Annotated in this window: 22 protein-coding genes; 10 read left to right on the top strand and 12 right to left on the bottom strand. The window is 73.5% G+C overall.

The genetic code is table 11. From position 1 onward, the window contains the following. Positions 1-14: 14 nt before the first annotated feature. Positions 15-758 carry a hypothetical protein gene (locus ACLQ2X_RS22150; RefSeq protein WP_425682989.1) on the bottom strand — a complete coding sequence of 248 codons (744 nt, stop codon included), beginning with the start codon at positions 756-758 and terminating at the stop codon, positions 15-17. Positions 759-787: 29 nt separating this feature from the next. Further along, positions 788-1,813 (bottom strand): non-homologous end-joining DNA ligase, encoded by a 1,026-nt coding sequence (gene ligD, locus ACLQ2X_RS22145; protein ID WP_425682988.1) that lies wholly within the window; start codon positions 1,811-1,813, stop codon positions 788-790. Between the two features lie 47 nt (positions 1,814-1,860). Here ligD and msrB point away from each other — a divergent pair, with 47 nt between their 5' ends. After that, positions 1,861-2,271: a peptide-methionine (R)-S-oxide reductase MsrB gene (gene msrB / locus ACLQ2X_RS22140; protein ID WP_425682987.1), complete on the top strand. Its 411-nt coding sequence runs from the start codon at positions 1,861-1,863 to the stop codon at positions 2,269-2,271. A gap of 163 nt (positions 2,272-2,434) precedes the next feature. After that, entirely contained in the window at positions 2,435-2,695 is a 261-nt protein-coding gene (locus ACLQ2X_RS22135) for a Prokaryotic metallothionein (RefSeq protein ID WP_425682986.1), read from the top strand. A 10-nt stretch (positions 2,696-2,705) separates the two neighbouring features. Here the strand turns inward: ACLQ2X_RS22135 and ACLQ2X_RS22130 are convergent, their stop codons facing one another. After that, positions 2,706-3,188: a LuxR C-terminal-related transcriptional regulator gene (locus ACLQ2X_RS22130; protein WP_425683044.1), complete on the bottom strand. Its 483-nt coding sequence runs from the start codon at positions 3,186-3,188 to the stop codon at positions 2,706-2,708. Positions 3,189-3,362: 174 nt separating this feature from the next. Here ACLQ2X_RS22130 and ACLQ2X_RS22125 point away from each other — a divergent pair, with 174 nt between their 5' ends. Continuing rightward, positions 3,363-3,806, top strand: coding sequence for a GNAT family N-acetyltransferase (locus tag ACLQ2X_RS22125; RefSeq protein ID WP_425682985.1), 444 nt, complete (start codon positions 3,363-3,365; stop codon positions 3,804-3,806). Between the two features lie 108 nt (positions 3,807-3,914). Then, positions 3,915-5,033: a lytic polysaccharide monooxygenase auxiliary activity family 9 protein gene (locus tag ACLQ2X_RS22120; protein ID WP_425682984.1), complete on the top strand. Its 1,119-nt coding sequence runs from the start codon at positions 3,915-3,917 to the stop codon at positions 5,031-5,033. A 129-nt stretch (positions 5,034-5,162) separates the two neighbouring features. On the opposite strand, the gene hemQ is transcribed toward ACLQ2X_RS22120, so the two are convergent. Genes hemQ through hemE form a run of 3 tightly spaced genes read right to left on the bottom strand, consistent with a single transcriptional unit; the run spans position 5,163 to position 8,365 of the window. Beyond that, positions 5,163-5,864, bottom strand: a complete 702-nt coding sequence (gene hemQ / locus ACLQ2X_RS22115) for a hydrogen peroxide-dependent heme synthase (RefSeq protein ID WP_425682983.1) — start codon at positions 5,862-5,864, stop codon at positions 5,163-5,165. Then, a complete protein-coding gene (gene hemG / locus ACLQ2X_RS22110) occupies positions 5,861-7,264 on the bottom strand; it encodes a protoporphyrinogen oxidase (protein ID WP_425682982.1) in 1,404 nt (467 codons plus the stop codon). Before hemG ends, hemQ begins: the two co-directional genes overlap by 4 nt. Positions 7,265-7,273: 9 nt before the next feature. After that, the gene (gene hemE / locus ACLQ2X_RS22105) at positions 7,274-8,365 is read right to left on the bottom strand and encodes a uroporphyrinogen decarboxylase (RefSeq protein WP_425682981.1); all 1,092 of its coding nucleotides are present in this window, start codon (positions 8,363-8,365) and stop codon (positions 7,274-7,276) included. Positions 8,366-8,591: 226 nt separating this feature from the next. On the opposite strand from hemE, the gene ACLQ2X_RS22100 reads away from it, so the two are divergent. Next, positions 8,592-9,167 carry a DUF3000 domain-containing protein gene (locus ACLQ2X_RS22100; RefSeq protein WP_425682980.1) on the top strand — a complete coding sequence of 192 codons (576 nt, stop codon included), beginning with the start codon at positions 8,592-8,594 and terminating at the stop codon, positions 9,165-9,167. Between the two features lie 84 nt (positions 9,168-9,251). Here the strand turns inward: ACLQ2X_RS22100 and ACLQ2X_RS22095 are convergent, their stop codons facing one another. Together ACLQ2X_RS22095 and ACLQ2X_RS22090 are read right to left on the bottom strand one after the other, a co-directional pair. Further along, positions 9,252-10,061: a hypothetical protein gene (locus ACLQ2X_RS22095; RefSeq protein WP_425682979.1), complete on the bottom strand. Its 810-nt coding sequence runs from the start codon at positions 10,059-10,061 to the stop codon at positions 9,252-9,254. A gap of 66 nt (positions 10,062-10,127) precedes the next feature. Continuing rightward, a complete protein-coding gene (locus ACLQ2X_RS22090) occupies positions 10,128-11,510 on the bottom strand; it encodes a trypsin-like peptidase domain-containing protein (RefSeq protein ID WP_425682978.1) in 1,383 nt (460 codons plus the stop codon). Positions 11,511-11,806: 296 nt separating this feature from the next. On the opposite strand from ACLQ2X_RS22090, the gene ACLQ2X_RS22085 reads away from it, so the two are divergent. The 4 genes from ACLQ2X_RS22085 (at position 11,807) to ACLQ2X_RS22070 (ending at position 17,423) form a co-directional block, all read left to right on the top strand. Beyond that, entirely contained in the window at positions 11,807-13,129 is a 1,323-nt protein-coding gene (locus ACLQ2X_RS22085; RefSeq protein WP_425682977.1) for a ribonuclease D, read from the top strand. A 112-nt stretch (positions 13,130-13,241) separates the two neighbouring features. Then, on the top strand, positions 13,242-14,438 hold the full coding sequence (locus tag ACLQ2X_RS22080) for a thiolase family protein (RefSeq protein WP_425682976.1): 1,197 nt from the start codon (positions 13,242-13,244) through the stop codon (positions 14,436-14,438). Further along, positions 14,435-16,498, top strand: coding sequence for a 3-hydroxyacyl-CoA dehydrogenase NAD-binding domain-containing protein (locus ACLQ2X_RS22075; protein ID WP_425682975.1), 2,064 nt, complete (start codon positions 14,435-14,437; stop codon positions 16,496-16,498). Before ACLQ2X_RS22080 ends, ACLQ2X_RS22075 begins: the two co-directional genes overlap by 4 nt. Before the next feature lie 184 nt (positions 16,499-16,682). Beyond that, positions 16,683-17,423, top strand: coding sequence for a hypothetical protein (locus tag ACLQ2X_RS22070; protein ID WP_425682974.1), 741 nt, complete (start codon positions 16,683-16,685; stop codon positions 17,421-17,423). A gap of 53 nt (positions 17,424-17,476) precedes the next feature. Here ACLQ2X_RS22070 and ACLQ2X_RS22065 read toward each other — a convergent pair whose 3' ends face one another. From ACLQ2X_RS22065 to ACLQ2X_RS22050, 4 genes are all read right to left on the bottom strand, one after another. Beyond that, entirely contained in the window at positions 17,477-17,863 is a 387-nt protein-coding gene (locus tag ACLQ2X_RS22065; protein WP_425682973.1) for a VOC family protein, read from the bottom strand. 230 nt (positions 17,864-18,093) lie between these two features. Further along, positions 18,094-20,598 (bottom strand): malectin domain-containing carbohydrate-binding protein, encoded by a 2,505-nt coding sequence (locus ACLQ2X_RS22060; RefSeq protein ID WP_425682972.1) that lies wholly within the window; start codon positions 20,596-20,598, stop codon positions 18,094-18,096. 219 nt (positions 20,599-20,817) lie between these two features. Next, positions 20,818-21,993, bottom strand: a complete 1,176-nt coding sequence (locus tag ACLQ2X_RS22055; protein WP_425682971.1) for a sensor histidine kinase — start codon at positions 21,991-21,993, stop codon at positions 20,818-20,820. A gap of 55 nt (positions 21,994-22,048) precedes the next feature. After that, positions 22,049-22,717 (bottom strand): response regulator transcription factor, encoded by a 669-nt coding sequence (locus tag ACLQ2X_RS22050; RefSeq protein ID WP_425682970.1) that lies wholly within the window; start codon positions 22,715-22,717, stop codon positions 22,049-22,051. Positions 22,718-22,875: 158 nt separating this feature from the next. On the opposite strand from ACLQ2X_RS22050, the gene ACLQ2X_RS22045 reads away from it, so the two are divergent. Further along, a complete protein-coding gene (locus tag ACLQ2X_RS22045) occupies positions 22,876-24,162 on the top strand; it encodes a peptidase C39 family protein (protein WP_425682969.1) in 1,287 nt (428 codons plus the stop codon). The last annotated feature ends 42 nt before the right edge of the window (positions 24,163-24,204 follow it).

The following is a 24,204-nucleotide window of genomic DNA, read 5'->3' as shown; positions in this document are numbered from 1 at the left end:
TCCGTGCGCCCGGATCAGGAGGTGAGAAGGGTGTCGATGTCGGCACCGGCGCGGAGCCGGGTGACGAGGCGGAGCACGGCCTCCGGACCGCCGCCCGCCTGGACCCAGCGCTGCACCCGGCAGGCGGCCCGGGCGTACACCTGCTCGTCGGCGGTGGCCGCGCGCAGCCAGGCGTCGAGTGTCTCCGGCAGCGGCCCCGGCGCGGCGTCGCGACAGCGGTCCGGGGCGGTCGGTGGCAGCAGGTAGCGCCGGTCGTCCGCGACCAGGACGGCCAGCCCTTCGTCGAACCACTGCGGCACCTCGTCGGCGTGCGAGCCGAGCCGCGCGTGCAACTCGACGTGGGAGAGTTCGTGCGCGGCGATCACCGGGTCGATGCCCCGGGGCGAGAGCATCAGCGCCTGGTTGCGAACGGCCATCCCCCGTTCGCCGCCGCCACCGATGCGGGCGTAGCAGTCGGCGCTGAAGCAGGCGAGCACGGTGGGCGCGCTCTCGCGCCCTCGGTAGAAGTCATCGACCTGCCGGGTGGCGGCGTCGTACACCTCGACGAGCCGCCGCCGGTCGGCGGCCGACAGACCGGGTTCGGCGTAGAGGCGGTCGCGCACCGGGGTCATGCCGTAGCAGCGGGGGCAGGTCGTGGCGGCGACCGACGGGTATGCCCGGACCAGCACCCCGCCCGCGACCAGCGCCACGGCCACCAGGGCGGCCACCACCCACGGCCAGCGTCGTCGTCCCCGTGCCTGCGGTGCCGTAGCCTCCACCGGATGCCACACCTCCTCGGTCGACGCGGTCAGGGGCGGGGCCGGTCGCGGTCCTTGGACGGTTGGACACGTTTCGGCTCACCCGGCATCTTCGGATATTCCGGCGGGTAGGGCAGGTCGCCCAGGCCGTCGGCGGCGTCCCGCTCGGCCCACTCCAGCAACGGCGTGATGTCCCACGGGGCGTCGTCGATGCCGGCGTGCGGGTCGCCGCGCTCGGCGAACCGGGCCGGCACCGTGCCGAGGTGGAAGTCGTCCGGGTCGACCCCGGGCAGCTCGGCCCAGTCGACCGGGGTGGAGACGGTGGCCCGGCCGGTGGCGCGCAGCGAGTACGCGCAGGCGATGGTGCGGTCCCGGGCCATCTGGTTGAAGTCGACGAAGACCCGCCGGCCCCGTTCCTCCTTCCACCAGGCGGTGGTGACCAGCTCGGGCCGGCGCCGCTCCAGCTCGCGGGCCAGCGCGATGGTGGCCCGGCGCACCTCCACGAACGTCCAGCGTGGCTGGATGCGCAGGTAGACGTGCACGCCCCGGCCGCCGGAGGTCTTCGGCCAGCCGGGCACGCCCAGCTCGGCCAGCAGGTCGCGCAGCTCCCCGGCGGCGGTCACCGCGTCGGCGAAGTCGGTGCCGGGCTGCGGGTCGAGGTCGATCCGCAGCTCGTCGGGCCGGTCGGCGTCGGCGGCGCGCACCGGCCACGGGTGGAACACCACCGTGCCCATCTGCGCGGCCCAGGCCACGTGGGCCAGGTCGGCGGGGCACAGCTCGTCGGCCGGGCGCCCGCTGGGGAAGCTGATCCGCGCGGTGCGGACCCACGGGGGCACGCCACGTGCCGGCACCCGCTTCTGGAAGAACATCTCCCCCTCGATGCCCTCGGGGAAGCGTTGCAGGGTGGTCGGCCGGTCGCGCAGGGCCCGCATGATCCCCTCGCCCACCGCCAGGTAGTAGCGGAACACGTCGGCCTTGGTGAAGCCCCGCTGCGGGAAGATGACCCGGTCGGGGCTGCTCAGCCGGACCGTGTGCCCGGCGACCTCGATCTCCTCGACCGCACTCCTGCCCGCCATCACGCGACCATATGCGATGGCGCCGACAGTCGACGTACCGTTGACGGGTGAGTCTTTCCGACAACGAACTGCCCCGAACCGAGGACGAGTGGCGCGTCCGGCTCAGCCCGGAGGAGTTCCGGGTGCTCCGGCAGGCCGGCACCGAGGCGCCCTGGACCGGCGAGTACGTCGACACGAAGACCCCCGGCGTCTACCAGTGCCGGGCCTGCGGGCTGGAGGTGTTCCGCAGCGAGGACAAGTTCGACTCGCACTGCGGTTGGCCGAGCTTCGACGACGCCGTGCCGGGCGCGGTGAAGGAGATCCCGGACAACACGCTCGGCATGCGGCGGGTGGAGATCCGCTGCGCGCGGTGCGACAGCCACCTCGGGCACGTCTTCGAGGGTGAGGGTTTCACCCCGAAGGACACCCGGCACTGCGTCAACTCGATTTCGGTGCGGTTGGCGCCGAACGGCGGCTGACCCCGGGTCCACCGCCGTAGCGCTCGGCGGTCACCAGGGTCGGCGCGCGACACGCCGGGGGCGACTCGCCGTCGGGCCGGACCAGGTTCGCGGTTCCGGTTGCCCGGCGGCGTCGGCTGCGCCACCCTGCGAGGACTGGTCCGTTTTCGGGGGGTTTGTGTACATGGCTACCTGCGAGGTCTGCGGCAACGACTACTGGATGACGTTCGAGGTGCACACCGTCGACGGCTCCCGGCACACGTTCGACTGCTTCGAGTGCGCGGTGCACAAGATGGCACCGATCTGCGAGCACTGCCAGACCAAGATCGTCGGCCACGGTGTCGAGGTCGCCGGCCGGTTCTTCTGCTGCGCCCACTGCGCCCGCGCCGTCGAGGGCGCGCAGGGCGCCGAGGTACGCGACGCGGTCGGTGCCCGCCCCGCCTGAGGGCGACCCCTCAGTCCTGCGGTGAACCGGGGCTGACGAGGCCCGTCTCGTATGCCACCACCACCGCCTGCACCCGGTCGCGCACATTGAGCTTGGCGAGGATCCGGGCGACGTGGGTCTTCACGGTCGCCTCGGACAGGTGTAACGCGTCCGCGAGTTCGGCGTTGCTCATCCCGCCGGCCAGCAGCCGCAGGACCTCCGTCTCGCGCCGGGTCAACGCGGCCAGGTCGCGGTGCAACGTCGCCGTCTGCGGATCACGGCGGGCGAAGCGCCGCACCAGGCGACGGGTGATCGCGGGCGCGAGCAGCGCGTCACCCTCCCGCACCATGTGCACGGCGGCGACCAGGTGCTCCGGCGTCACGTCCTTGAGCAGGAACCCGCTGGCCCCGGCCGCGAGCGCCGCGTACACGTACTGGTCCAGGTCGAACGTGGTGAGGATGATGATCCGCGGCCCTGCGACGGTCCCGGTGAGGATGCGGCGGGTGGTCACCAGGCCGTCAGCCCGATGCCGGAGTTGGCGCTGGGCGGACCGCTGACCGCCCTGCTCGGAGCGCTGCTGCCGGCCGGTTGGGCGGCCAGGACCCGGACCGCGACGGCCCTACGCACCGAATAGCACGACCTGCCGGCCCTCGTCCCGGCCGGATCGGGGACCGCCTAACCTGGGCCGATGCCCGTCGAGTTCCACGTGGCCGGCTTCGCCGACCTGGACGCCCGCACCTTCCACGACCTGCTCCGGCTGCGCATCGACGTGTTCGTGGTGGAGCAGTCCTGCCCGTACCCGGAACTCGACGGCCGGGACGTCGAGCCCGACACCCGCCACCTCTGGCTGACCCGCGACGACGCCGTCCTGGCGTACCTGCGGATCCTGGCCGACCCCGACGGCGTGGCGCGGATCGGCCGGGTGGTGGTGGCCCCGACGGCCCGGGGCGCGGGCCTGGCCGGCGCGCTGATGGCCGAGGCGCTGGCCGCGGTGGGTGACCGGCCGTGCGTGCTGGAGGCACAGACGCACCTGGTCGGCTTCTACGCCGCTTTCGGCTTCACGGTCAGCGGCCCCGGGTACGTCGAGGACGGCATCCCGCACACTCCGATGCGCCGCGACCCATCTCATTGACGTTTGTCGCTTTTTGTGGCAGTGTGCGGGCCGAGCCGCCACGCGGGAGAGGGCAACTCCCGCCAGTCCGGGCGTCGTGATCGACATTCCCCTTCCCGGAGGCTTCACATGTCCACTCCGTACCGCCGGCGTGTCCCGCTCGCGGCGGCGATCCTCAGTGTCTGCGCGGTCGTCGCGGCGCTGCTCACCACCGCGTTCTCCGGCCCGGCCTCGGCGCACGGGTCGGTGGTCGACCCGGCCTCACGCAGCTACAGCTGCTGGCAGCGCTGGGGCGGTGACTTCCAGAACCCGGCCATGGCCACCCAGGACCCGATGTGCTGGCAGGCGTGGCAGGCCGACCCGAACGCCATGTGGAACTGGAACGGCCTGTTCCGCGAGGGTGTGGCCGGCAACCACCAGGGCGCCATCCCCGACGGGCAGCTGTGCAGCGGCGGCCGCACCCAGAGCGGCCGCTACAACGCGCTCGACACGGTCGGCGCGTGGAAGACCGTCCCGGCCACCACCAACTTCCGGGTCAAGCTGTTCGACCAGGCCAGCCACGGCGCCGACTACATCCGGGTGTACGTGAGCAAGCAGGGTTACAACGCGCTCACCTCGCCACTGCGCTGGAGCGACCTGGAACTGGTCGGCCAGATCGGCAACACCCCGGCCAGCCAGTGGACGCGCGAGGTGGACGGCGTGTCCATCCAGATCCCGGCGAATGCGCCGGGCCGCACCGGCCGGCACGTCGTCTACACCATCTGGCAGGCCAGCCACCTGGACCAGTCCTACTACCTGTGCAGTGACGTGGACTTCGGCGGCGGCGGCACCACGCCGACCGCGTCCCCGACGGCGTCGCCGACCGCGTCGCCGACCGTCTCCCCCACCACCAGCCCGAGCACCCCGCCGACCAGCCCGCCGCCGACCACGCCGACCCCGGCCGGTGGCTGCACCGCCACGTACTCGATCACCGGTTCGTGGGGCGGCGGTTTCCAGGCCGAGGTGAAGGTCACGAACGGCGGCTCGGCGATCCGCGGCTGGTCGGTCAGCTGGAACTACCAGAACGGCCAGCAGGTCACCTCGGCGTGGAACGCCACGGTGACCAGCAGCGGGTCGCTCGTGACGGCACGCAACGCCGCCTACAACGGCGCGCTCGCGTCTGGGGCGAGCACCTCGTTCGGCTTCACCGGCTCGTCCGGTGCCACGAACCCGGTGCCCGGCATCCTGTCCTGCACCACGAGCGCCTGAGCAACACCCGCCCACCGCACCGCACCGCCCGCACCCCGCCGCCGAGGCGGAGCGGGCGGTGCGGTGCGCGGCGCGGCGTTAAAAGGGGGCCCTTCCTCTACCGGAGGCGTTAAGAAGGGGCCCTTCCTTTCACACCAGGCAGTTGACGATGTCGGCGACCGGGCGGCGGCGACCGGTGTAGAAGGGGATCTCCTCCCGCACGTGCCGGCGCGCCCCGGAGGCCCGCAGGTCCCGCATCAGGTCGACGATGCGGTGCAGCTCGTCGGCCTCGAACGCCAGCATCCACTCGTAGTCGCCGAGCGCGAACGAGGCGACCGTGTTGGCCCGCACGTCCGGGTAGCCCCGGGCCATCTTGCCGTGCTCGACAAGCAGCTCCCGCCGCTCGGCGTCGGGCAGCAGATACCACTCGTAGGACCGCACGAACGGGTAGACGCACAGGTAGGGGCGCGGCTCCTCGTCGGCCAGGAACGCCGGGATGTGGCTCTTGTTGAACTCCGCCGGCCGGTGCAGCGCCATCTGCGACCACACCGGGGTCAGCGCGCGACCGAGCGTGGTCCGGCGGAACCGCAGGTACGCGTCCTGGAGCGCGTCGCTCGACGACGAGTGCCACCAGATCATCACGTCCGCGTCGGCGCGCAGCCCGGCCACGTCGTACGTGCCCCGGACGGTCACGTCCTTGCCGGCCAGCTCCGCGAAGAGCGACTCGACCTCGTCGACGACGTTGTCCCGCAGCGACGGCAGCGGGCTGCTCGCCCGGTACACCGACCACATCGTGTAGCGGATGCTCTCGTTGAGTTCCCGCAGCCGTGCCGCGTTGGTCTGCTCGGTCATGCTGCCGATCCTTCCAGTGCCGTGATGATCTCTTCGGCCGCCGTCTCGCCGGACCGGACGCAGACCGGGATACCCACCCCGTCGTAGCCCGCCCCGGCCAGGGCCAGCGTCGGGTGGGCGGCGCACAGCGCCGCCCGGACCGCCGCCACCCGGTCGGTGTGTCCCGGGGTGTACTGCGGCAGCGCCCCGCCCCACCGCTGCACGTGCCGGGCGACCGGGGTGGGCAGCGGCGCACCGAGCACCGCCGACAGCTCCCGGTGCACGGCGGCGGCCAGGTCGTCGTCGGTGAGCTGGAGCGAGGTCTCGTCGCCGTAGCGGCCCACCGAGGCGCGCACCAGCGCCAGCCCGTCCGGCCGGCGCAGGTGCCCCCACTTCGTGGTGAAGAACGTGGACGCCTTGATCATCAGACCTTCGGTGGCCGGCACCAGGAAACCGGACAGCTCCGGCAGGGCCGGGCCGGGCAGGGCCAGCGTGATCAGGGCGACGCTCGCGTAGTCCAACGCGCCGACCGGGTCGGCCACCTCGGGTGCGGCGCCGGCGAGCAGCCGGGCGGCCGGGCGGGCCGGCACCGCGAGCAGCACCGCGTCCGCGTCCACGTGCTCCTGCGCGCGGGTCGGCCCGACGGTGAGCCGCCAGCCGGTCGGGGTGCGACGCAGCTCGCGTACCGCCGCGTCCCGGCGGATCGTCGCGCCGCTGCCCGTGGCGGCCGCCTCGACGAGCGTGCTCAACCCGCCGGCCAGGGTGCCGAAGACCGGGGCGCCGGGGGCGCGCGGCGCGGCGGCCTGCGCGGCGCGTACCGCACCGACGAGCGTGTGCTCCACGCGCGCGGCGCGGGCCAGCGCCGGCATGGTCGTGACCAGCGACAGGTCGTCGGCCCGCCCGGCGTAGACACCGCCGAGCATCGGGTCGACCAGCCGCTGCACCACCGCGTCGCCGAACCGCTCGCGGACCAGCTCACCGACCGAGGTGTCCGCGCCGGGGGCCAGCAGCGGGCGACCCGCGTCCCGGTCGGCGTCCGCCGCCGGCCGGGCCACCGCCGCCGCCTTCGCCAGATCCCCGGGTACGCCGACGAGCGTGCCGCCGGGCACCGGGCGCAACGTGCCGTCGACGAGCAGGGCGGCCTGCCCGACGGTCGGGTGCACGATCTGGTCGGCCAGGCCGAGGCGGCGGACCAGTGTCACCGCCGCCGACTCACCGCCGGCCGGGTCGCGCATCAGGAACGACTCCGCGCCGAACTCCACCGGGCCACCGGCCAGCGCACCTGTGTACAGCTTGCCGCCGAGCCGGCCGGACTGCTCGTACACGGTGATCTCGGTGCCCTCGGGGGCCCGGTCACGCAACCGGACGGCGGCGGCCAGCCCGGTGATCCCGCCACCGACGATCGCCACCCGCCACGCCACGGTCTCCTCCTAGCCGGCCCGTCGCGCGGACAACTCGTGCACCAGCGCGACCACCCGGGTCAACACGTCGGGGTCGGTCTCCGGCAGCACGCCGTGACCGAGGTTGAACACATGCCCCGGGGCGGCGCGGCCCTGCTCGACGATGCGCCGCACCTCGGTCTCCACCGCCGGCCACGGTGCGAGCAGCACGGCCGGGTCGAGGTTGCCCTGCACCGCCTTGTCCGGCCCGATCCGGCCGGTGGCGACGTCGAGCGGCGTACGCCAGTCCACGCCGACCACGTCGGCGCCGGCCTCGCCCATCGCGGCGAGCAGTTCGCCGGTGCCCACCCCGAAGTGGATCCGGGGCACGCCGGCGTCGGCCAACCCACCCAGCACGTACGTCGAGTGCGGCAGCACGAAACGGCGGTAGTCGGCCTCGGAGAGCGCACCGGCCCACGAGTCGAACAGTTGCACCGCGGACACCCCGGCGTCGACCTGCACCCGCAGGAACGACAGCGTCACCTCGGCCAGCCGGGCGCACAGCGCGTGCCACAGTTCCGGGTCGCCGTACATCAGCGCCTTGGTCTTCGCGTGGGTGCGCGACGGCCCGCCCTCGACCAGGTAGCTGGCCAGCGTGAACGGCGCCCCGGCGAAGCCGATCAGCGGAGTGTCGCCCAGCTCGACGACGAGCTGACGGACCGCCTCGTCCACGTACGACACCTCGTCGCGGCCGATCAGGGCGATCCGCTCCACGTCGGCGGCGGTGCGCACCGGCTCGGCCACCACCGGGCCGGTGCCGGGCACGATGTCCAGGTCGATGCCGGCCGCGGCGACCGGCACCACGATGTCGCTGAACAGGATGGCCGCGTCCACGCCGTGCCGGCGCACCGGCTGGAGCGTGATCTCGGTGACCAGGTCGGGGCGGCGGCAGGACTCCAGCATCGGCACGTTCGCCCGGATCTCCCGGTATTCCGGCAGCGACCGGCCGGCCTGGCGCATGAACCAGACCGGGGTGTGCGGACCCGGCTCGCGCCGGCAGGCGCGGACGAACGGCGAGTCGGCCGGCCCGCCGCGGCGGGGTTCTCCGTCTCGGGCGGCAGTGCCCGTGGTGTCGGTGGTCATCGCGGCAATCGTGCCACGCCCTCGGGCACCGTCCACGCCCACCGTCACCTTTTGTGACGCAGGTGGAAGGAAGGGCCCTCTCTTAACGCCTCCGGTAGAGGAAGGGCCCCTTGTTAACACCCCAGCCGGTGGCAGCCGGCGCCGCGCCGGGTGCCGCGCACCCGCCGCGCGACGCGCCCGGCGCGCCCTCACGCGCCACGCGGCGGCGGCGGCATAGGCTGCCGGCATGGCCCCCCCGATCGCGCTCCCGGAAACGTTCGCTCGCGCGGTCGCGGGGCTCCGGTCGGTGACACCCCGCCCGGAGATCGTGCTGGAGGAGGTCGGCGCGCCGAAGCGGCTGGCCCCGTACGCGTTCGCGCTGTCCGCGGCCGTCCTGCGCGACGACGACGACGAGGTGGCGACCGGGCGGCTGATCCTGCTGCACGACCCGGCCGGACACGAGGCGTGGCAGGGCACGCTGCGGCTGGTCACCTACGTGACCGCCGAGCTGGAGGTCGACCTGGCAAGCGATTCGCTGCTGCCCACGGTCGGCTGGACCTGGCTGACGGACGCGCTGGATGCGCAGGGCGCGGGACACCGGGCGATCGGCGGCACCGTCACCCAGACGCTCTCCACCCGGTTCGGGGAACTGGCCGGGCCGCCCGCCGCCGGGGACATCGAGATCCGCGCCTCCTGGACGCCGCTGCGCGCCGACCTGGGCCCGCACCTGCTCGGCTGGTGCACGCTGCTCGCCTCGACCGCAGGCCTGCCCCCGCCCGGTGTGACCGCGCTGCCCACCCGCCGCTCCGCCGGCGCCGCCTGAACCCCGCTCGCCCGAACCGGCTCGTCCGCCGCCGGATACACGTCGGCCGCCCCGGGGTGAGCGGGACGGCCGGCGCGCGGGTTGTCAGAGGTACCGCTCGGCCTCGTTGCAGATCTTGTCCAGGCCCTTGCTGGCCGCGTCGAACGCCGCCTTGTCGCCACGTGACGCGGCGGACAGGGCCGTGGTCAGCTTCTCCAGGCAGTTCGCGATGATCCGCTTCTGCCGGGTCTGCTCGTCCCGGTCGTTCTTGGTGCCGGACAGGTCCTGCTCGGTGGTCGACAGCCGTTCCCGGACGGTCTTCAGCTCGCCCTTGAGCTTCTCGATCTCCTGCTGGTTCGTCGCGATGGTCCCGTTGCGCTGGCTGACCTGCTGCTTCGACCGGTCCAGGTCGCCGTTCGTGCTGACGTAGAGGAAGGTCATCACGCCGCCGAGCACGAACAGCAGCCCGGCGACGATGCCGAGGACCAGCGCGGCCCGGCCCCGGCCGCCACCGGTCGGGGCGGCGGACGGCCCGTACGGGGGCATCGCGCCGGGCGGCGCGGACATCGGCTGCTGCCCGTAGCCGGGCGCGGGCGGGACCGAGGTCGGCGGCGCGGACATCGGCTGCGGGTAACCGGCACCGGGCGGCGCCGACATCGGCTGGGTGTAGCCGGGGCCGGAGACCGGCGGGACGGACGCCGGCGGCGGTGTCGGGGCGGCGCCGGGGTGGTAACCGTGCTGGCTCGGAGCGGGCGGGTAACCCCCCGACGTGGGCTGCTGGTACGGGTGGGACTCGGGCTGGGGCGGGCCGTACTGCTGGGGCGCGGGTTGGCTGCCGTACTGGCCGCCGTAGACCGTGCCCCCCGGTGCCGGGGGATGCTGGTTGTCACCCGCTCCGTACGGTGGCTGGGACATGTCGTTCCTCCAGTTGTGCGGGCTTCGCCGCTGGACCGGCCCGGTGGGCCGGGGTCGAGACGCCGGTCAGCAGAGCCGGAACCGGTCGCAGGCGGTCTTGATCGGTACGGCCAACCCGATGCCCTCGGCGTTGCGGGCCTTGGCCGTGGCGATGCCGACGACCTCCTTGGCGCCGTTGATCACCGGACCGCCGGAGTTACCGGGGTTGATCGGTGCGTCGAACTGGACCACCGGGCCGGAGCCCCGGTCGTCCTCCCGGAACGCGCTGACCACGCCCGTGGTGACGCTGTCCTGCAACCCCAGGGGCGCGCCGACCACCACGATCTGCTGACCGGCCCGCACCGGGGCGGTGGCCGCGGTCAACCCGGTGAACTTGGCGGTGGTCCGCAGCTGCGCGATGTCCTTCTCCTTGTCGGTGTCGATGATCGTCGCCTCGAACCGCTGGTCCTTACGCTCCAGGAAGACCTTGCGCTCGCCGGCGGTGACGACCGCCTCCACCACGTGGAAGTTGGTGAGCAGGGTGGTGCCGCCGCCGGCGGGTGCCTTGCCGATGGCGAACGCGGTGCCGGTGAACTGGCCGGCCCGGACCCGGAACACGCTGGGCAGCACCGCGCTGGCCACCGCCTCCGGCTTGAACTGCGCGTCGGCCTGCTTCTCCAGGCTGCCGGCGCGCTGCTCCAGGCCGTCGAGCCGGCCGGCGTCCGCGCCCTGTCCCTCGGCGAGCCGCTTGTCGGTGGCGGCGAGCTGGTCGTCGAGCCGGTAGATCTGGTACGCCTGCAGGCCGGTGAGCAAGGTCAGCACGCCGGCCAGGACCAGCGCCACCACCGCCACCACGCTGCGCGGGCCGGTGCGCTGCGCTGGCCCGGCGGGCGGGGGGAAGCCGGCCGGGCCGGACTGCCCCGGGTACGCCGCGGCCGACGTCCCCTGGCCGGGGTGCGACGACCCGCTGCCCGGCTGACCCGGGTAGGTCGGGCCCGAGCCCGGCCGGGCGGCGTATCCGGTGCTCTGGGTCGGCACGACGGGGGCGGACGACGGGGCCGGGCCGAAGGGCGACGGCCGCGACTGGGGCGGCGCGGAGGACGGTTGCGCCGGATAGGCCGCGAGGCCGGACGCCGCCGCACGGCCCGAGTTCGGGTACGCCGGGTCGGGCCGGCCCGGGTAGGTCTGGCCGGCGGGCGGCGCGCCGCTGTCCTGAGCCGACGGGTAGCCCGGGCCGGTGGAGTGACCGGGGCCCGTGGAGTGACGCGGGCCCGACGGCGCCGGGTAGTTCCCGCCCGGGGACTGGTAGCCACCGGCGTTCGGCTGGCCGGCACCCCACGCCGGGGCGCCGCCGGCGGCGGGGGCGCCCCAGGCCGGGGCGGTGCCACCGGGCTGGGTCCCGGGTACCGGGGCCGATCCGCCGGGCGGGGCGAAGCGCGGCGGCAGCGGCCCTGGACGGTCGGCCGTCACGTCGCCGTCCTGCCCGGGGGTCCCGTCGCCGGTTCCGTACCCGCCTGCCATGCTCTACCGTCCTCCCCGTCGGCTTCGCCGACGCCCTGCCGCTGTCCGGCGGCCCGCCGCGTACGGCCCGCACGCCGCTTCGCGGCCCGATGGACCGTACCGGTGGGAACGGCCTTTGTCGCCCCCGTTGTCCCGACCCTCTCACGGGCGCGCAAGGGGACCCGCCGGGCGCCTGCGACGGTCCCGCCGACACGCACCGGACCGGCTGCGCACACCGGATCGGTTCGGCGCACTAGGGTTGTCAGGTGACCGACGAACCACCCCTGCGCCGTCGGGCCGCGGAAAGCCGTACGGCAGAGGTGTCCCCGCACCCGTCGTCGGCCGTGCCGGAGCCGGCGGACGCGGGGCCCGAGACCGATGCGGGGGCGGCCATGCCGCTGACCGCCCCGCGCGACGGCACGCCCGCGCCGGTGGCGACCCCCGCCGAGCTTGACCAGATCGTGGCCCGTTTCGGCGGCGGAACCGGCCCGGTGGCCCTGGACGCCGAACGCGCTTCCGGCTACCGCTACAGCCAGCGCGCCTATCTGGTGCAGTTGCGTCGGGCCGGCGCCGGCACCGCCTTGATCGACCCGCTGCCGCTGCCCGACCTGTCGGCTCTGGACGCGGCGATCGCCGACACCGAGTGGGTGTTGCACGCCGCCAGTCAGGACCTGGCGTGTCTGGCCGAGCTGGGGTTGCGCCCGCGCCGGTTGTTCGACACCGAATTGGCCGCGCGGTTGGCGGGGTTCGAACGGGTCGGCCTGGCCGCGCTGACCGAACAGCTACTCGGTTTCAGCCTGGAGAAGCACCACTCCGCCGCGGACTGGTCCAGCCGGCCGCTGCCGGAGTCGTGGCTGACGTATGCCGCGCTCGACGTCGAACTGCTCGTGGACCTGCGCGACGCCCTCGACGAGGAACTGCGCCGGCAGGGCAAGTCCGGCTGGGCGGCGGAGGAGTTCGCGGCGCTGGTGCGCGGGGGCGCCCGCGCACCGCGGGTCCGCCCCGAGCCGTGGCGACGCACCTCCGGCATCCACCGGGTGCGCGGCGCCCGCGCCCAGGCACGGGTCCGGTCCCTCTGGTACGCCCGGGATCAGATCGCCGCCCGGCGGGACGCCGCCCCGGGTCGGGTGCTGCCCGACTCGGCCATCGTGGCCGCCGCCGAGTTGGATCCGAAGGACGAGAAGACGCTGCTCACGCTGCCCGGGTTCGGTGGCCGGTCGGTGCGCCGGCTGGCGCGTACCTGGTTGGCGGCGCTGGACGACGCACGGCAGCTGCCGGACGACGCGCTTCCGGCGGGTCCGGTGGTGGAGGGGCCGCCCCCGCCGCACCGGTGGGCCGAGCGCGACCCGGTCGCGGCGGGTCGGCTGGCGCGGGCGCGTGAGGTGGTGGTCGGCACCGCCGGGGCGCACCGGCTCCCGGCGGAGAACCTGATCGCGCCGGACTCGATCCGCCGGCTGGCCTGGCAGCCGCCGGAGGAGATCACCGACGACACGGTCGCGGCGGCGCTGCACGCGCTCGGTGCCCGTGAGTGGCAGATCGGCCTGTTGCTGCCCGCGCTGGCGGAGGCGCTGCGCGTCCCGCCGTCCTGATGTCCCGTGTTCCGGACGCCCGGGTGTGGGACGGGCCACACTCGAGGTGGTGACGCGTTTGGTTACTGACGAGTAGCATCCGGAGAAATGCCCGTGCCGAGGGAGGCTCCAAGTGCCCCGTGAAGTCCGGGATGTCGTCTTTGTCGACGGCGTCCGCACCCCGTTCGGCAAGGCGGGTGGGATGTACGCCAACACCCGCGCCGACGACCTGGTGATCCGCTGCATCCGCGAGCTGATGCGCCGCAACCCGCAACTGCCGCCGGAGAAGGTGGAAGAGGTGGCCGTCGCCGCCACCACCCAGATCGGTGACCAGGGCCTGACCATCGGCCGCACCGCCGCCCTGCTGGCCGGCCTGCCCAAGACCGTGCCCGGCTTCGCCATCGACCGGATGTGCGCTGGCGCGATGACCGCCGTCACCACCGTGGCCAGCGGCATCGCCGTGGGCGCGTACGACGTGGCCATCGCCGGAGGCGTCGAGCACATGGGCCGCCACCCGATGGGTGAGGGCGTCGACCCCAACCCGCGCATCGTCGCGGAGAAGCTGGTCGACCCGTCCGCCCTGGTGATGGGCTCCACCGCGGAGAACCTGCACGACCGGGTCCCGCACATCACCAAGGAGCGCACCGACGCGTTCGCGCTGGCCTCCCAGCAGAAGACCGCCAAGGCGTACGCCAACGGCAAGCTCCAGGACGACCTGGTGTCGGTGGCCATCCGCGACGCCGACGGCGGCTGGGGTCTGGCCACCGTGGACGAGGCGCCCCGGGACACCTCGATGGAGAAGCTGGCCGGCCTCAAGACCCCGTTCCGGCCGCACGGCAAGGTCACCGCGGGCAACGCGGCCGGCCTCAACGACGGCGCCACCGCCGCCCTGCTCGTCGCCGAGGAGACCGCCCGCGAGCTGGGCCTGCCCATCGGCATGCGCCTGGTGTCGTTCGGCTTCGTCGGCGTCGAGCCCGAGGTGATGGGCGTGGGCCCGATCCCGTCGACCGAGAAGGCCCTGCGCATCGCCGGTCTGAGCATCGACGACATCGGCCTGTTCGAGCTGAACGAGGCGTTCGCCGTGCAGGTGCTCGCCTTCCTCGACCACTTCGGCATCGCCGACGACGACCCGCGGGTCAACCCGTGGGGCGGCGCCATCGCCATCGGCCACCCGCTCGCGTCCTCCGGCGTCCGGCTGATGACCCAGCTCGCCCGCCAGTTCGCCGAGCACCCCGAGGTCCGCTACGGCCTCACCGCCATGTGCATCGGCATCGGCATGGGCGGCACCGTGATCTGGGAGAACCCGCACTGGGAGGGTGGAGACAAGTGAGCCTCGCCGCACCGAACGAGGTCGTCACCAAGGCGCTGCTGCGCCAGGTGAATGTACCGGGGCTGGACCGCCCCGCCGCCCTGATCACCCTGGACAACGGCTTCGACCACACCAAGCCCAACACCTTCGGCCCGGGTGGCCTGACCAGCCTCGACGAGGCGATCACCGCCGCCCTCGACGCCCAGCCGGCGTTCATCGCGGTCACCGGCAAGCCGTACATCTTCTGCGTCGGCGCGGACATCACCAGCCTGCCCGCCCTGGAGAACCGGGAGCAGGCGCTGGAGATCGGCCGGCTCGGCCACCGGGTCTTCGCCCGGCTCAAGGACAGCAGCGTCCCCACCTTCGCGTTCGTCAACGGCGCGGCGATGGGCGGCGGTCTGGAGCTGGCGCTGCACTGCCAATACCGGACGCTGTCCGCGGGCGCGGCGGCCCTGGCGCTGCCCGAGGTCTCGCTCGGCCTGATCCCGGGCTGGGGCGGCACCCAGCTGCTGCCGAACCTGATCGGCATCCCGGCCGCGACGCAGGTCATCATCCAGAACCCGCTGATGCAGAACAAGATGCTCAAGCCGAAGCAGGCCGCCGAGATGGGCATCGCGGACGTGCTGCTGGAGCCGGCCGACTTCCTGGAGCGCTCGCTGGAGTGGGCCGCCGGCGTGGTCCGCGGCGATGTCACCGTCACCCGCCCCGAGGTCGACAAGGACATGTGGGCGGGCGTGCTCTACTTCGCCCGGCAGACCCTGGACCAGCGGCTGCACGGCGGGGTCCCGTCCGCGTACAAGGCGCTGGACCTGCTGGAGACGGCGAAGGACGCCGACTTCGCCACCGGCACCGCGGCGGAGGACGAGGCCCTCGCGGACCTGATCTTCTCCGAGGAGCTGCGCAGCGGCCTGTACGCCTTCGACCTGGTGCAGCGGCGGGCCAAGCGCCCGGCCGGCGCGCCGGACAAGGGCCTGGCCCGCCCGGTCACCAAGGTCGGCATCGTCGGCGCCGGCCTGATGGCCAGCCAGCTCGCGCTGCTGTTCGCCCGTCGGCTCCAGGTGCCTGTCGTCATGACCGACCTGGACCAGGGCCGGGTGGACAAGGGTGTCGGCTACGTGCACGCCCAGATCGAGAAGGCCGTCAGCAAGGGCCGGATGGACAAGGGCACCGCGGCCAAGCTGTACGGCCTGGTCAGCGGCTCGGTCGACAAGGCCGTGTTCGCCGACGCCGACTTCGTCATCGAGGCGGTCTTCGAGGACCTGGGCGTGAAGAAGCAGGTCTGGTCCGAGCTGGAGAAGATCGTCAAGCCGGAGGCGGTGCTCGCCACCAACACCAGCTCGCTGTCCATCACCGAGATGGCCGCCGACCTGGAACACCCGGAGCGCGTGGTCGGTTTCCACTTCTTCAACCCGGTCGCGGTGCTGCCGCTGCTGGAGATCGTCCGCGGCGAGCGGACCGACGACGTCACGCTGGCCACCGCGTTCGCGGTCGGCAAGCAGCTCAAGAAGTCGTCGGTGCTGGTGAAGGACGCCCCGGCGTTCGTGGTGAACCGGCTGCTGACCCGCTTCCTCGGCGCCGTGTTCGCCGCCGTCGACGCCGGCACCCCGCTGGAGGTGGCGAACAGCGCGCTGGACCCGCTGGGCCTGCCGATGCGCCCGCTGGCGCTGCTGCAGCTCGTCGGCCCGGCCGTGGCGTACCACGTGGGCGGCACCCTGCACGAGGCGTTCCCGGACCGGTTCGGGGTGAGCGAGAACCTCAAGCGCATCGCCGACTCGGGCCAGCCGATCGTGGTCGACGACCAGATCAACGACGAGGTGGCGAAGCTGCTGGTGGTCGGCGACCAGCCGCTCACCGGCGAGCAGGTCCGGCAGAACGCGCTCGACGCGCTGGCGCAGGAGATCCGGCTCATGCTCGACGAGGGCGTCGTCGCCGAGGCGCAGGACATCGACCTGTGCATGATCCTCGGCGCCGGCTGGCCGTTCCACCTGGGCGGCGTCACGCCGTACCTGGACCGGACCGGCACCTCCGAGCGGGTGACCGGCAAGCGGTTCCTGCCGCGCGGCGTGGCCAGCCTGCGCTGACCGATCCCGCCCCGATCGCGGTGGTCGGGCCGTCCATCCCGGACGGCCGGGCCACCGCGATCGGCTTTTCCGGCAGGTCACGGCTGGGTCGCGGTTTCGCCGGGGCCACCGAGGCGGGGCAGCGGCGAGCCGGTGACCCTGGCTACGATCACTCGTCCGGTCTTCACCACAGGAGCTGCCTCTCATGTCCCAACCGCCGTCCAATCCCCACCCCGGCAGCTATCCCCCGCCGCAGCAGGGCGGCTACCAGCCGCCGCAGCAGCCGCAGTACGGGGGTGACTACCAGCAGGGCCCGCAGCAGCCGCAGTACGGCGGCGCCCAGCTCGGCGCGCCGGTGCCGCCGAAGAAGTCCGGCGTCGGCAAGATCCTGCTGATCGTCCTCGCGGTCGTTCTGGTGCTCTGCGTCGGTGGCGGCATCGCCGCCTGGGTCTTCACCAAGGACACGGTCGACGATGTGGTCACCGCCACCAAGACCCGCGTCGTGGAGCCCACCACGCTCGGCGGTCGGCCGAAGATCACCGATTCGCAGATCCAGAGCACCGCGGCTCAGATGAAGTCTCAGCTCGCCAGCGACGTGCCGAAAGCGAGCAGCACGGCGGGCGCCTTCTACGGCGATCTGACGAAGAAGGATCTGGTCATGATCGCCGGTGTGTCCGGCGTGATCGCCGACCCGAAGAAGGAGCTGGACGACGCCGCCGCGGCGATCACGCCGAGCCTGGCCACCAACAACTTCAAGACGGTCGATGCCGGTCCGCTGGGCGGCGACGCCAAGTGCTCCGACGGCAAGGCGTCGGGCGAGCCGGTCGCCGTCTGCCTCTGGGCCGACCGGGGCAGCCTCGGCATGGTGGTGCTCTACTTCAAGTCCGCGGCCGAACTCCAGTCGCAGTTCGTGAGCCTGCGCGGCGAGGTCGAGAAGCAGGACTGACCCGTCGCACACCGGGCCCCCGCCGTCGGCGGGGGCCCGGTGTCGTTTCCGGATCAGGCGGACGCGGCCCGTTCAGCCGCGCTGCGGCAGACGCAGAACTCGTTGCCCTCCGGGTCGGCGAGCACGACCCAGCCGGTCCCGTCCGGCCGACGCCGGTCGGCGACCAGGGTCGCGCCCAGGTCGCGCAGCCGCGCCACCTCCTCGTCCCGGGTGCCCTCGGCCGAATGCAGGTCGATGTGGAACGCGCCCTTGCCGTGCCGCTCACCCACCTCCACGAAGAGCAGGTCGGGGCCGTGCCCGGCGGGCGCGACGAGGACCGCCTCCGGGTCGCCCGGGTGGTCGTCGTCGGCGCGCCGGCGGTCGAGCACGCGGCCCCACCATCCGGCCAGGGCGTACGGGTCGTCGGCTTCCACGGTCACGCAGTGGACATGTGCACTCACGGTGCTTCCTCCTGTGGGGAACGCGCCCCGCCGGAGTGGAGAGGTCAGCGGGGAACGCGGGGCGCGGGACGGTTCACGACGGACATCGACCACACCCCCTTCCACCTGTCGGGCTGACCCGGCGATCTTGCCACCCCACCCGCCCTCGGTGCAAGGAAGGGCCCCTTGTTGACACCTGGTGTTAACAAGGGGCCCTTCCTCTACCGGAGGCGTTAAGAAGGGGCCCTTCCTTACGGGCCGGGGAAGACGGCCTTCGCGCGCCAGTCGGTGCCGTCCACCGACGGGCCGCTGCGGACCGTGAACGTCGTCGACGGTGCGCCGCCGGCCCAGGCGGTGGCGGACAGGTCGCCGGTGTTGCGGTTCACCTTGTAGAGGGTGGCACCCGCGACGAAGACCGCACCCGCGTCGGCGAACCCGCTCGCCCCGGCGACGGTGAACCGGTCCGCGCCGACCACGCCGCTGTCCGGCGTGAACCAGCGCCAGAACAGTCCGTTCTGCCCGGTGAGCGTGTAGTAGAGCCGCCCGTCGGAGTAGAACATGCCGGTCACGTTCGGGATCTCCGCGTAGAAGCCGGTGGTCGACCCGACGTAGGTCTGCCCGGCCGGGCCGGAGTTCGTCACCACCGTGTCCCAGTAGGCGTCGTGGTAAGGGTCCACAAGTGCGGGCGTGCCGAAGGTGGTCCCGTCGAACGTGCGCCGCCACAACGCGCCGCCGGTGCCGTAGAACAACGTGCCGCCGACCCAGAAGGCGCCCCGCGCGGTGGACCAGGCGGTGCCGTCCGGGTTGGCCACCGGGTTCGGTGCGCCGACGCCGGTCAGCCCGTCGTACGAGCGGGACTGCACCTCCTCGCCCGTGCCGGCGGGCGGCGGACCGGTCCGCAGCACCTCGATGGCGCCGACAAGCGGGTTCTCCTTCACGTGCCGGAACTCGATGTCGATCGAGCCGTCACTGACCACCGTGAACTCCCGCATGGTGCCCACGTTGTGCCCGACCGTGGCGGACAGGTCCAGGTCGTCGAGGACCGTGCTCCCCTCCAGCGCCACGTCGAAGACGCGCGAGCCGGGGGCGGCGGTGCCGTCGTACCGGTTGGCCAGGTAGAGGCGTACGTGCACCTCCGCGCCGGCGGGCACCGGGAACTGCCAGGTCATCTCCGTCCCGCCGGCCGGGTCGTACCGTTCGTCGCTGTAGAGCGCGGCCGGGGTGCCGGCCGGCACGGTCGCGTCCAGCGACCCGACCGTGGGGAAGCTGGAGACGGAGCTGCCGGTGTTGTGGTACGGGCTGGGACTGGCGTTGGTGTCGGCCGCCCAGTCGGGTCCACCGTCGGTGGCGGCGACGGCCGGTCCACCGGCGTTGACCCGGTGGAGCACGTTCGTGGACTTCGGGACGCCGGCCTGGTAGATGGTGCCGGGCAGGGTGGCGGTGGTGGTGGGGTGCGGCGCCGCCCCACCGGCCAGCGGGAAGAACGCGATGCGCTCGCGGCGGTACTGGAAGTTGCCGATCCACAGCGTGTCCCCGCCGATCCACAGGCCATCGGGGGTGACCAGCATCTCGGAGGCGCCGATGCCGCGCGGATGCCGGCCCGGGTTCCAGGACAGCGGCAGGCCGTTGACCGGGTCGAGCGCGGCGATGCTGGCCCGGCCGACCGCGCCCGCGCGGGCGTTGTCGGTGCCGGCGGTGTTGTTCAGCCAGCGCAGGTGGCCGCCGACGTAGACCGCCTGCGCGCTGATGCCCACGGACAGGAAGGTGTCGCCGCCGCTGTAGTCGACCCAGGTCGGCTGCTGGTTCGCCCCGGTCGCGCCGGCTTCCCAGCGGGCCGCGGTGTCGCAGAGCGTGCCGCTGTACGGTGCGCCGGTGGTGACCACCACGAAGTAGCTGTTGTCCGGGGAGAACGCGACGTCGCGGACGTACGAGTCGAACGACTGCCACTTGCAGCGCGGCGTGTAGCGGGTGGTGTTCCAGTCGGCGACGGTGGCGGCGGTGGCGCCCAGGTCGAGCTTGACGATCTGGTCGTGCACCACCCCGTCGGCCTTCTTGAAGTTGCCGATCACCACGAGTTGCGTGCCGTCCGGGGAGACGGCCAGCTTCTCCGCGCCGACGCCGGCCTTGGCGCCGCTGACCCCGTCCCAGTTGTGGTTCTCGGTAAGCGTCGTGGTGAGGTAGCCGTCCACCGCGCCGGTGGTGGCGTTGAGCGAGGCGAGGCCGCCGCGCGGGTTGGGGTTGCCGGCGGTGGTGAAGATGCCGCCGACCAGCAGCCGGTTGCCCACCAGGGCGACGTCCTTGATCAGCCCGTTGAACGCCGGCGGGGCGAAGCTGGTGACGACCGCGCCGGTGGCGACGTTGAGCAGTGCGACCTTGCGCCGGGTCACCCCGTTGACGGTGTTGAACCTGCCGGCGACGAAGACGGTGCCGGCGGTGGGACCGGCCACGACCGCGGTCACCTCGTTGTCGAACGTGGGCGCGAACGCGGTGTCGACCTCGCCGGTGGCCTTGTCGAAGGCGAGCAGGTAGGTGCGGGGGATGTCGACGTCGGAGTTGCGGTTCTGCACGGCGGTGAACGAACCACCCGCGATGATCTTCGTACCGGCGTCGTGGATCGCAGCGACCGAGCCGTTCTGGATGTCCGGCGACGCGGCAGAGGGAACGGTCCGCACCACCGCGTCGTGGTCGGGTGCCGCGGCGGCCGGAGCGGCCGGGGCCAGCCCGGCTGCGGTGAACGCGACGGCGGTGAGGGTCACGAGGAGTCGACGGCCCCGCGGGGCCGGATGGTGTATCACGGGCAGCTCCGGTGGGTCGGCGGTGGGCTGGCTGCGCCCACTGTCCGTCGGCCACCGGCCCGGCGTCCAGCGTGCGCGGCGCATTGTGCCCGGCCACCGCCCGACCTGAGCCCGACCTGCGCCGGAGCCGGTCGGGACAGCCGAGGCGGACCATACGAAAAGGTGGGTCGGACCCGCCGGTCAGGTGGCTGCCGGCGGGTCGGTCGACGGAAGCGTGACGGTGACCTCCAGACCGCCGCCGGGCTGGGCGACGGCCTTGACCGTGCCGCCGTGGGCGTGACACACCGCCCGTACGATCGACAGGCCGAGGCCGGAGCCGCGCGCGCCGGTGCGTTCCTGGCCGCCGCGCCGGAACGGCTCGAACAGTCCGGGTACCTCGGCCGGGACGACCTCGAACCCGGTGTTCCCCACCACCAGCCACGACCGTTGCCCGTCGGTGCCGGTCCGCACCCAGATCCGGCCCTGCAGGTGGTTGTAGCGGACCGCGTTCTCGATCAGGTTGCCGGCCAGCCGGTCGAGCAGCCCGGGGTCGCCGACCACCGGCGCCGGACGCAGCGAGGTGTGCACCTTCAGGCCGATCCGCTCCACCTCCCGGGCCACCGCGGACAACGCGTTGGCGGTGCCGACGGCCAGGTCGGACTCGGCGCGGCGGGCCAGGAGCCGGCCGGCCTGCGCCTCGCTGCGGGCCAGCACCAGCAGCGCGTCGACCAGGCCGTTGGCCCGTTCCGAGGCGTCGCGCACCACACCGGCCATGCGCCGGTACTCGGCCAGGTCCGCCTCGTCGTCGCTGAGCGTCACGTCGATCTCGGTACGCATGACCGCCAGCGGCGTACGCAGCTCGTGGGAGGCGTTCGCCACGAACCGTTTCTGCGCCTCGAACGCGCCGGTGATCCGGTCCAGCATCGCGTCGAACGTCTCCGCCAGCTCGGCCACCTCGTCGTCGGCGCCGGACCAGCCGATCCGCTCGTCGAGCGTGGTCTCGCCGAGCCGGCGGGCGGTGGCGGTCACCTGGTGCAGCGGGCGCAACGCCCGACCGGCCAGCAGGTACGCCCCGGCCACCCCGACCACACTCGTCGCCAGCAGCGCGAGCAGCCCCTTGAGCAGCAGCTCATCTGCGGCGGCGTCGATGAGCTGCCGCTGCCACTGCCCCGCGTCGAGGGCCCGGCCGTCGGCGAGGATGACGGTGGTGCCGGGCCGCAACTCGTCGGTGGGACGCAACGCGTCGCGGACCAGCAGCCAGGCCAGCAGCACCAGGATCGCCCCGGCGCCGACCAGCAGGACACCGTTGAGCAGGGTCAGCCGTAGCCGCAGCGTCGGCCGCAGCCGACGCGCAGCCGGCTCACTCCTCGCGCTCACTGGACCATCTCCGTTCGCGACTGCGGGGCTCGCAGAACCGGCTCACTCCTCGCGCTCACTGGTGAACGCCGGCGATGCGGTAACCGGCGCCGACCACGGTGTCGATGAGCGGCGGGTCGCCGAGCTTCTTGCGCAACGTCATCACGGTGACCCGCACGATCGTGGTGAACGGGTCGGTGTTGGCGTCCCACACCCGTTCCAGCAGTTCCTCGCTCGACACCACCGCGCCGCGGGCCTTGAGCAGTTCGGCGAGCACACCGAACTCCTTGTTGGTGAGGTCGAGCGTCGCGCCGCCGCGGCTCACCACCCGACGGGCCGGGTCGAGCACCAGGTCGGCGACCGCCAGCACCGGTGGCGCGGCCGGGGTGGCCCGCCGGCCCAGCGCCTGCACCCGGGCCACCAGCTCGTCGAAGGCGAACGGCTTGGCCAGGTAGTCGTCCGCGCCGAGTTGCAGTCCCTCCACCCGGTCGGCGACCGTGCCGCTGGCGGTCAGCATCAGCACCCGGGTCAGCGCGCCGGAGGCGGCGAGGTCGGCGCAGATCTGGTCACCGTGCACCCCGGGCAGGTCCCGGTCCAGGATCACCACGTCGTAGCGGGTGACGAACGCCGCCTCGTGCCCGGCGTGGCCGTCGTAGGCGACGTCCACCGCCATTCCCCGCTTACGCAATCCGCGCGCGACCGCGTCGGCGAGGTTGCGCTCGTCCTCGACCACCAGTACCCGCATCCCGGCCTCCCACCTCGTGACCTCCCACAACCTAGTGCGGGCGACCAAACCGCCGGCACCGGCCGGCGTTGCAGAAATTCTTCGGGTAGGCGATGCTCGCCGGCAACGACCGACAACCCGCTCCGGCCGGCGGCCGGGGTCCAGCGAGCGGAGCCGCGATGACCGTCGTCGACCCAGGGCGCGACATCGCGTACCGGCGCTTCCGCTTCCCGGCCGACCAGCGGTCGGGCCGCAGCGACGGGCTGCGCGCCACGCCGGACGGGCTGAGGCTCGACGGTACGGCCGCGCCCCGCACCCACGGCGACGCGCACGCGCCGGCCACGACCGGGTACGCCACCGGCACGTGGACGTCCCCGGTGACGCCCGCCGGTTTCGCCGCCACCGAGCTGGTGCCGTCCTGGACGGCGGACACCCCGCCCGGGTGTTGGTTGACCGTGGAGTTGCGCGGCTGGCATGCCGACGCCGCCTCCACCGGCTGGTACGAGCTGGGCCGCTGGGCGGCCGACGACAGCGTCGTGCGTCGCTCGTCCGTGCCGGGCCAGGCCGACGACCGGGCGCGGGTGGCCGCCGACACGCTGCGGGTGACCGGCGCGACGGTCACCGGCTGGCAGGTGCGGGTGACGCTGCTGCGCCCAGTCGACACGCCCACCGGCCCGACGCTGCGTTCGGTGGGCGTGGTCGCCGCCACCGACCCGCCAGCCGACGCCGACCCGCCAGCCGACGCCGACCCGTCCGCCGACGCCGATCCGCCCGCCGACGCCACCGGCCCGCCCGCCGCCACCGACCCGGTGCCGGTCGACGCCCGGCGTGGTGGGAGCGGGGTGGCGCACGGTGGCGGGCTGGTGCTGGACGTGCCGCGTTACGCGCAACGGCTGCACGTCGGCGGGGAGTCCCGCTGGGGTGGCGGCGGCGACTCATGGTGCAGCCCCACCTGCGTGGCGATGGTGCTGGACTTCTGGGGCGCCGGCCCCACCCCGCAGCGGTACGCCTGGGTCGACCCGCCCGGTCCGCGCCCGCAGGTGGTGCACGCCGCCCGGCACTGCTACGACCACGCCTACGACGGAGCCGGCAACTGGCCGTTCAACACCGCGTACGCGGCGACGCACGGGGTGGACACGTTCGTCACCCGGCTGCGCTCGCTGGCCGAGGCGCAGCGGTTCCTGGCCGCCGGCATCCCGCTGATCGTGTCGGCGGCGTTCACCGCCGGGCAGGTGCCCGGCCTGGACTACGACACCCGTGGGCACCTCATGGTGCTTGTCGGCTTCACCGCCGACGGCGACCCGGTGCTCAACGACCCGTACGCCCCGGACGACGAGCGGGTCCGCCGGACCGTGCCGCGCGCGCCGTTCGAGACGGCCTGGCAGCGCGGCAGCGGCGGGATCGCGTACGTGCTGCGACCGGAGTCGGTGCCGCTGCCGCCCGCCCCGGCGCAGGCCAACTGGTGACCGACGGCCGCCAGGCCGACCAGCAGGGGTGACCGACGGCCG

The sequence above is a fragment of the Micromonospora sp. DT31 genome (assembly GCF_049841795.1).
Classification (GTDB): domain Bacteria; phylum Actinomycetota; class Actinomycetes; order Mycobacteriales; family Micromonosporaceae; genus Micromonospora.
This window is presented reverse-complemented; position numbering and strand designations above follow the sequence as displayed.

What these genes read in the sequence shown, in the direction of transcription:
- ligD (WP_425682988.1), bottom strand. Translation starts at nt 1,813, where the DNA reads ATGGCGGGCAGGAGTGCGGTCGAGGAGATCGAGGTCGCCGGGCACACG.
- ACLQ2X_RS22135 (WP_425682986.1), top strand. Translation starts at nt 2,435, where the DNA reads ATGGCTACCTGCGAGGTCTGCGGCAACGACTACTGGATGACGTTCGAG.
- ACLQ2X_RS22125 (WP_425682985.1), top strand. Translation starts at nt 3,363, where the DNA reads ATGCCCGTCGAGTTCCACGTGGCCGGCTTCGCCGACCTGGACGCCCGC.
- ACLQ2X_RS22120 (WP_425682984.1), top strand. Translation starts at nt 3,915, where the DNA reads ATGTCCACTCCGTACCGCCGGCGTGTCCCGCTCGCGGCGGCGATCCTC.
- hemQ (WP_425682983.1), bottom strand. Translation starts at nt 5,864, where the DNA reads ATGACCGAGCAGACCAACGCGGCACGGCTGCGGGAACTCAACGAGAGC.
- hemE (WP_425682981.1), bottom strand. Translation starts at nt 8,365, where the DNA reads ATGACCACCGACACCACGGGCACTGCCGCCCGAGACGGAGAACCCCGC.
- ACLQ2X_RS22100 (WP_425682980.1), top strand. Translation starts at nt 8,592, where the DNA reads ATGGCCCCCCCGATCGCGCTCCCGGAAACGTTCGCTCGCGCGGTCGCG.
- ACLQ2X_RS22095 (WP_425682979.1), bottom strand. Translation starts at nt 10,061, where the DNA reads ATGTCCCAGCCACCGTACGGAGCGGGTGACAACCAGCATCCCCCGGCA.
- ACLQ2X_RS22070 (WP_425682974.1), top strand. Translation starts at nt 16,683, where the DNA reads ATGTCCCAACCGCCGTCCAATCCCCACCCCGGCAGCTATCCCCCGCCG.
- ACLQ2X_RS22050 (WP_425682970.1), bottom strand. Translation starts at nt 22,717, where the DNA reads ATGCGGGTACTGGTGGTCGAGGACGAGCGCAACCTCGCCGACGCGGTC.
- ACLQ2X_RS22045 (WP_425682969.1), top strand. Translation starts at nt 22,876, where the DNA reads ATGACCGTCGTCGACCCAGGGCGCGACATCGCGTACCGGCGCTTCCGC.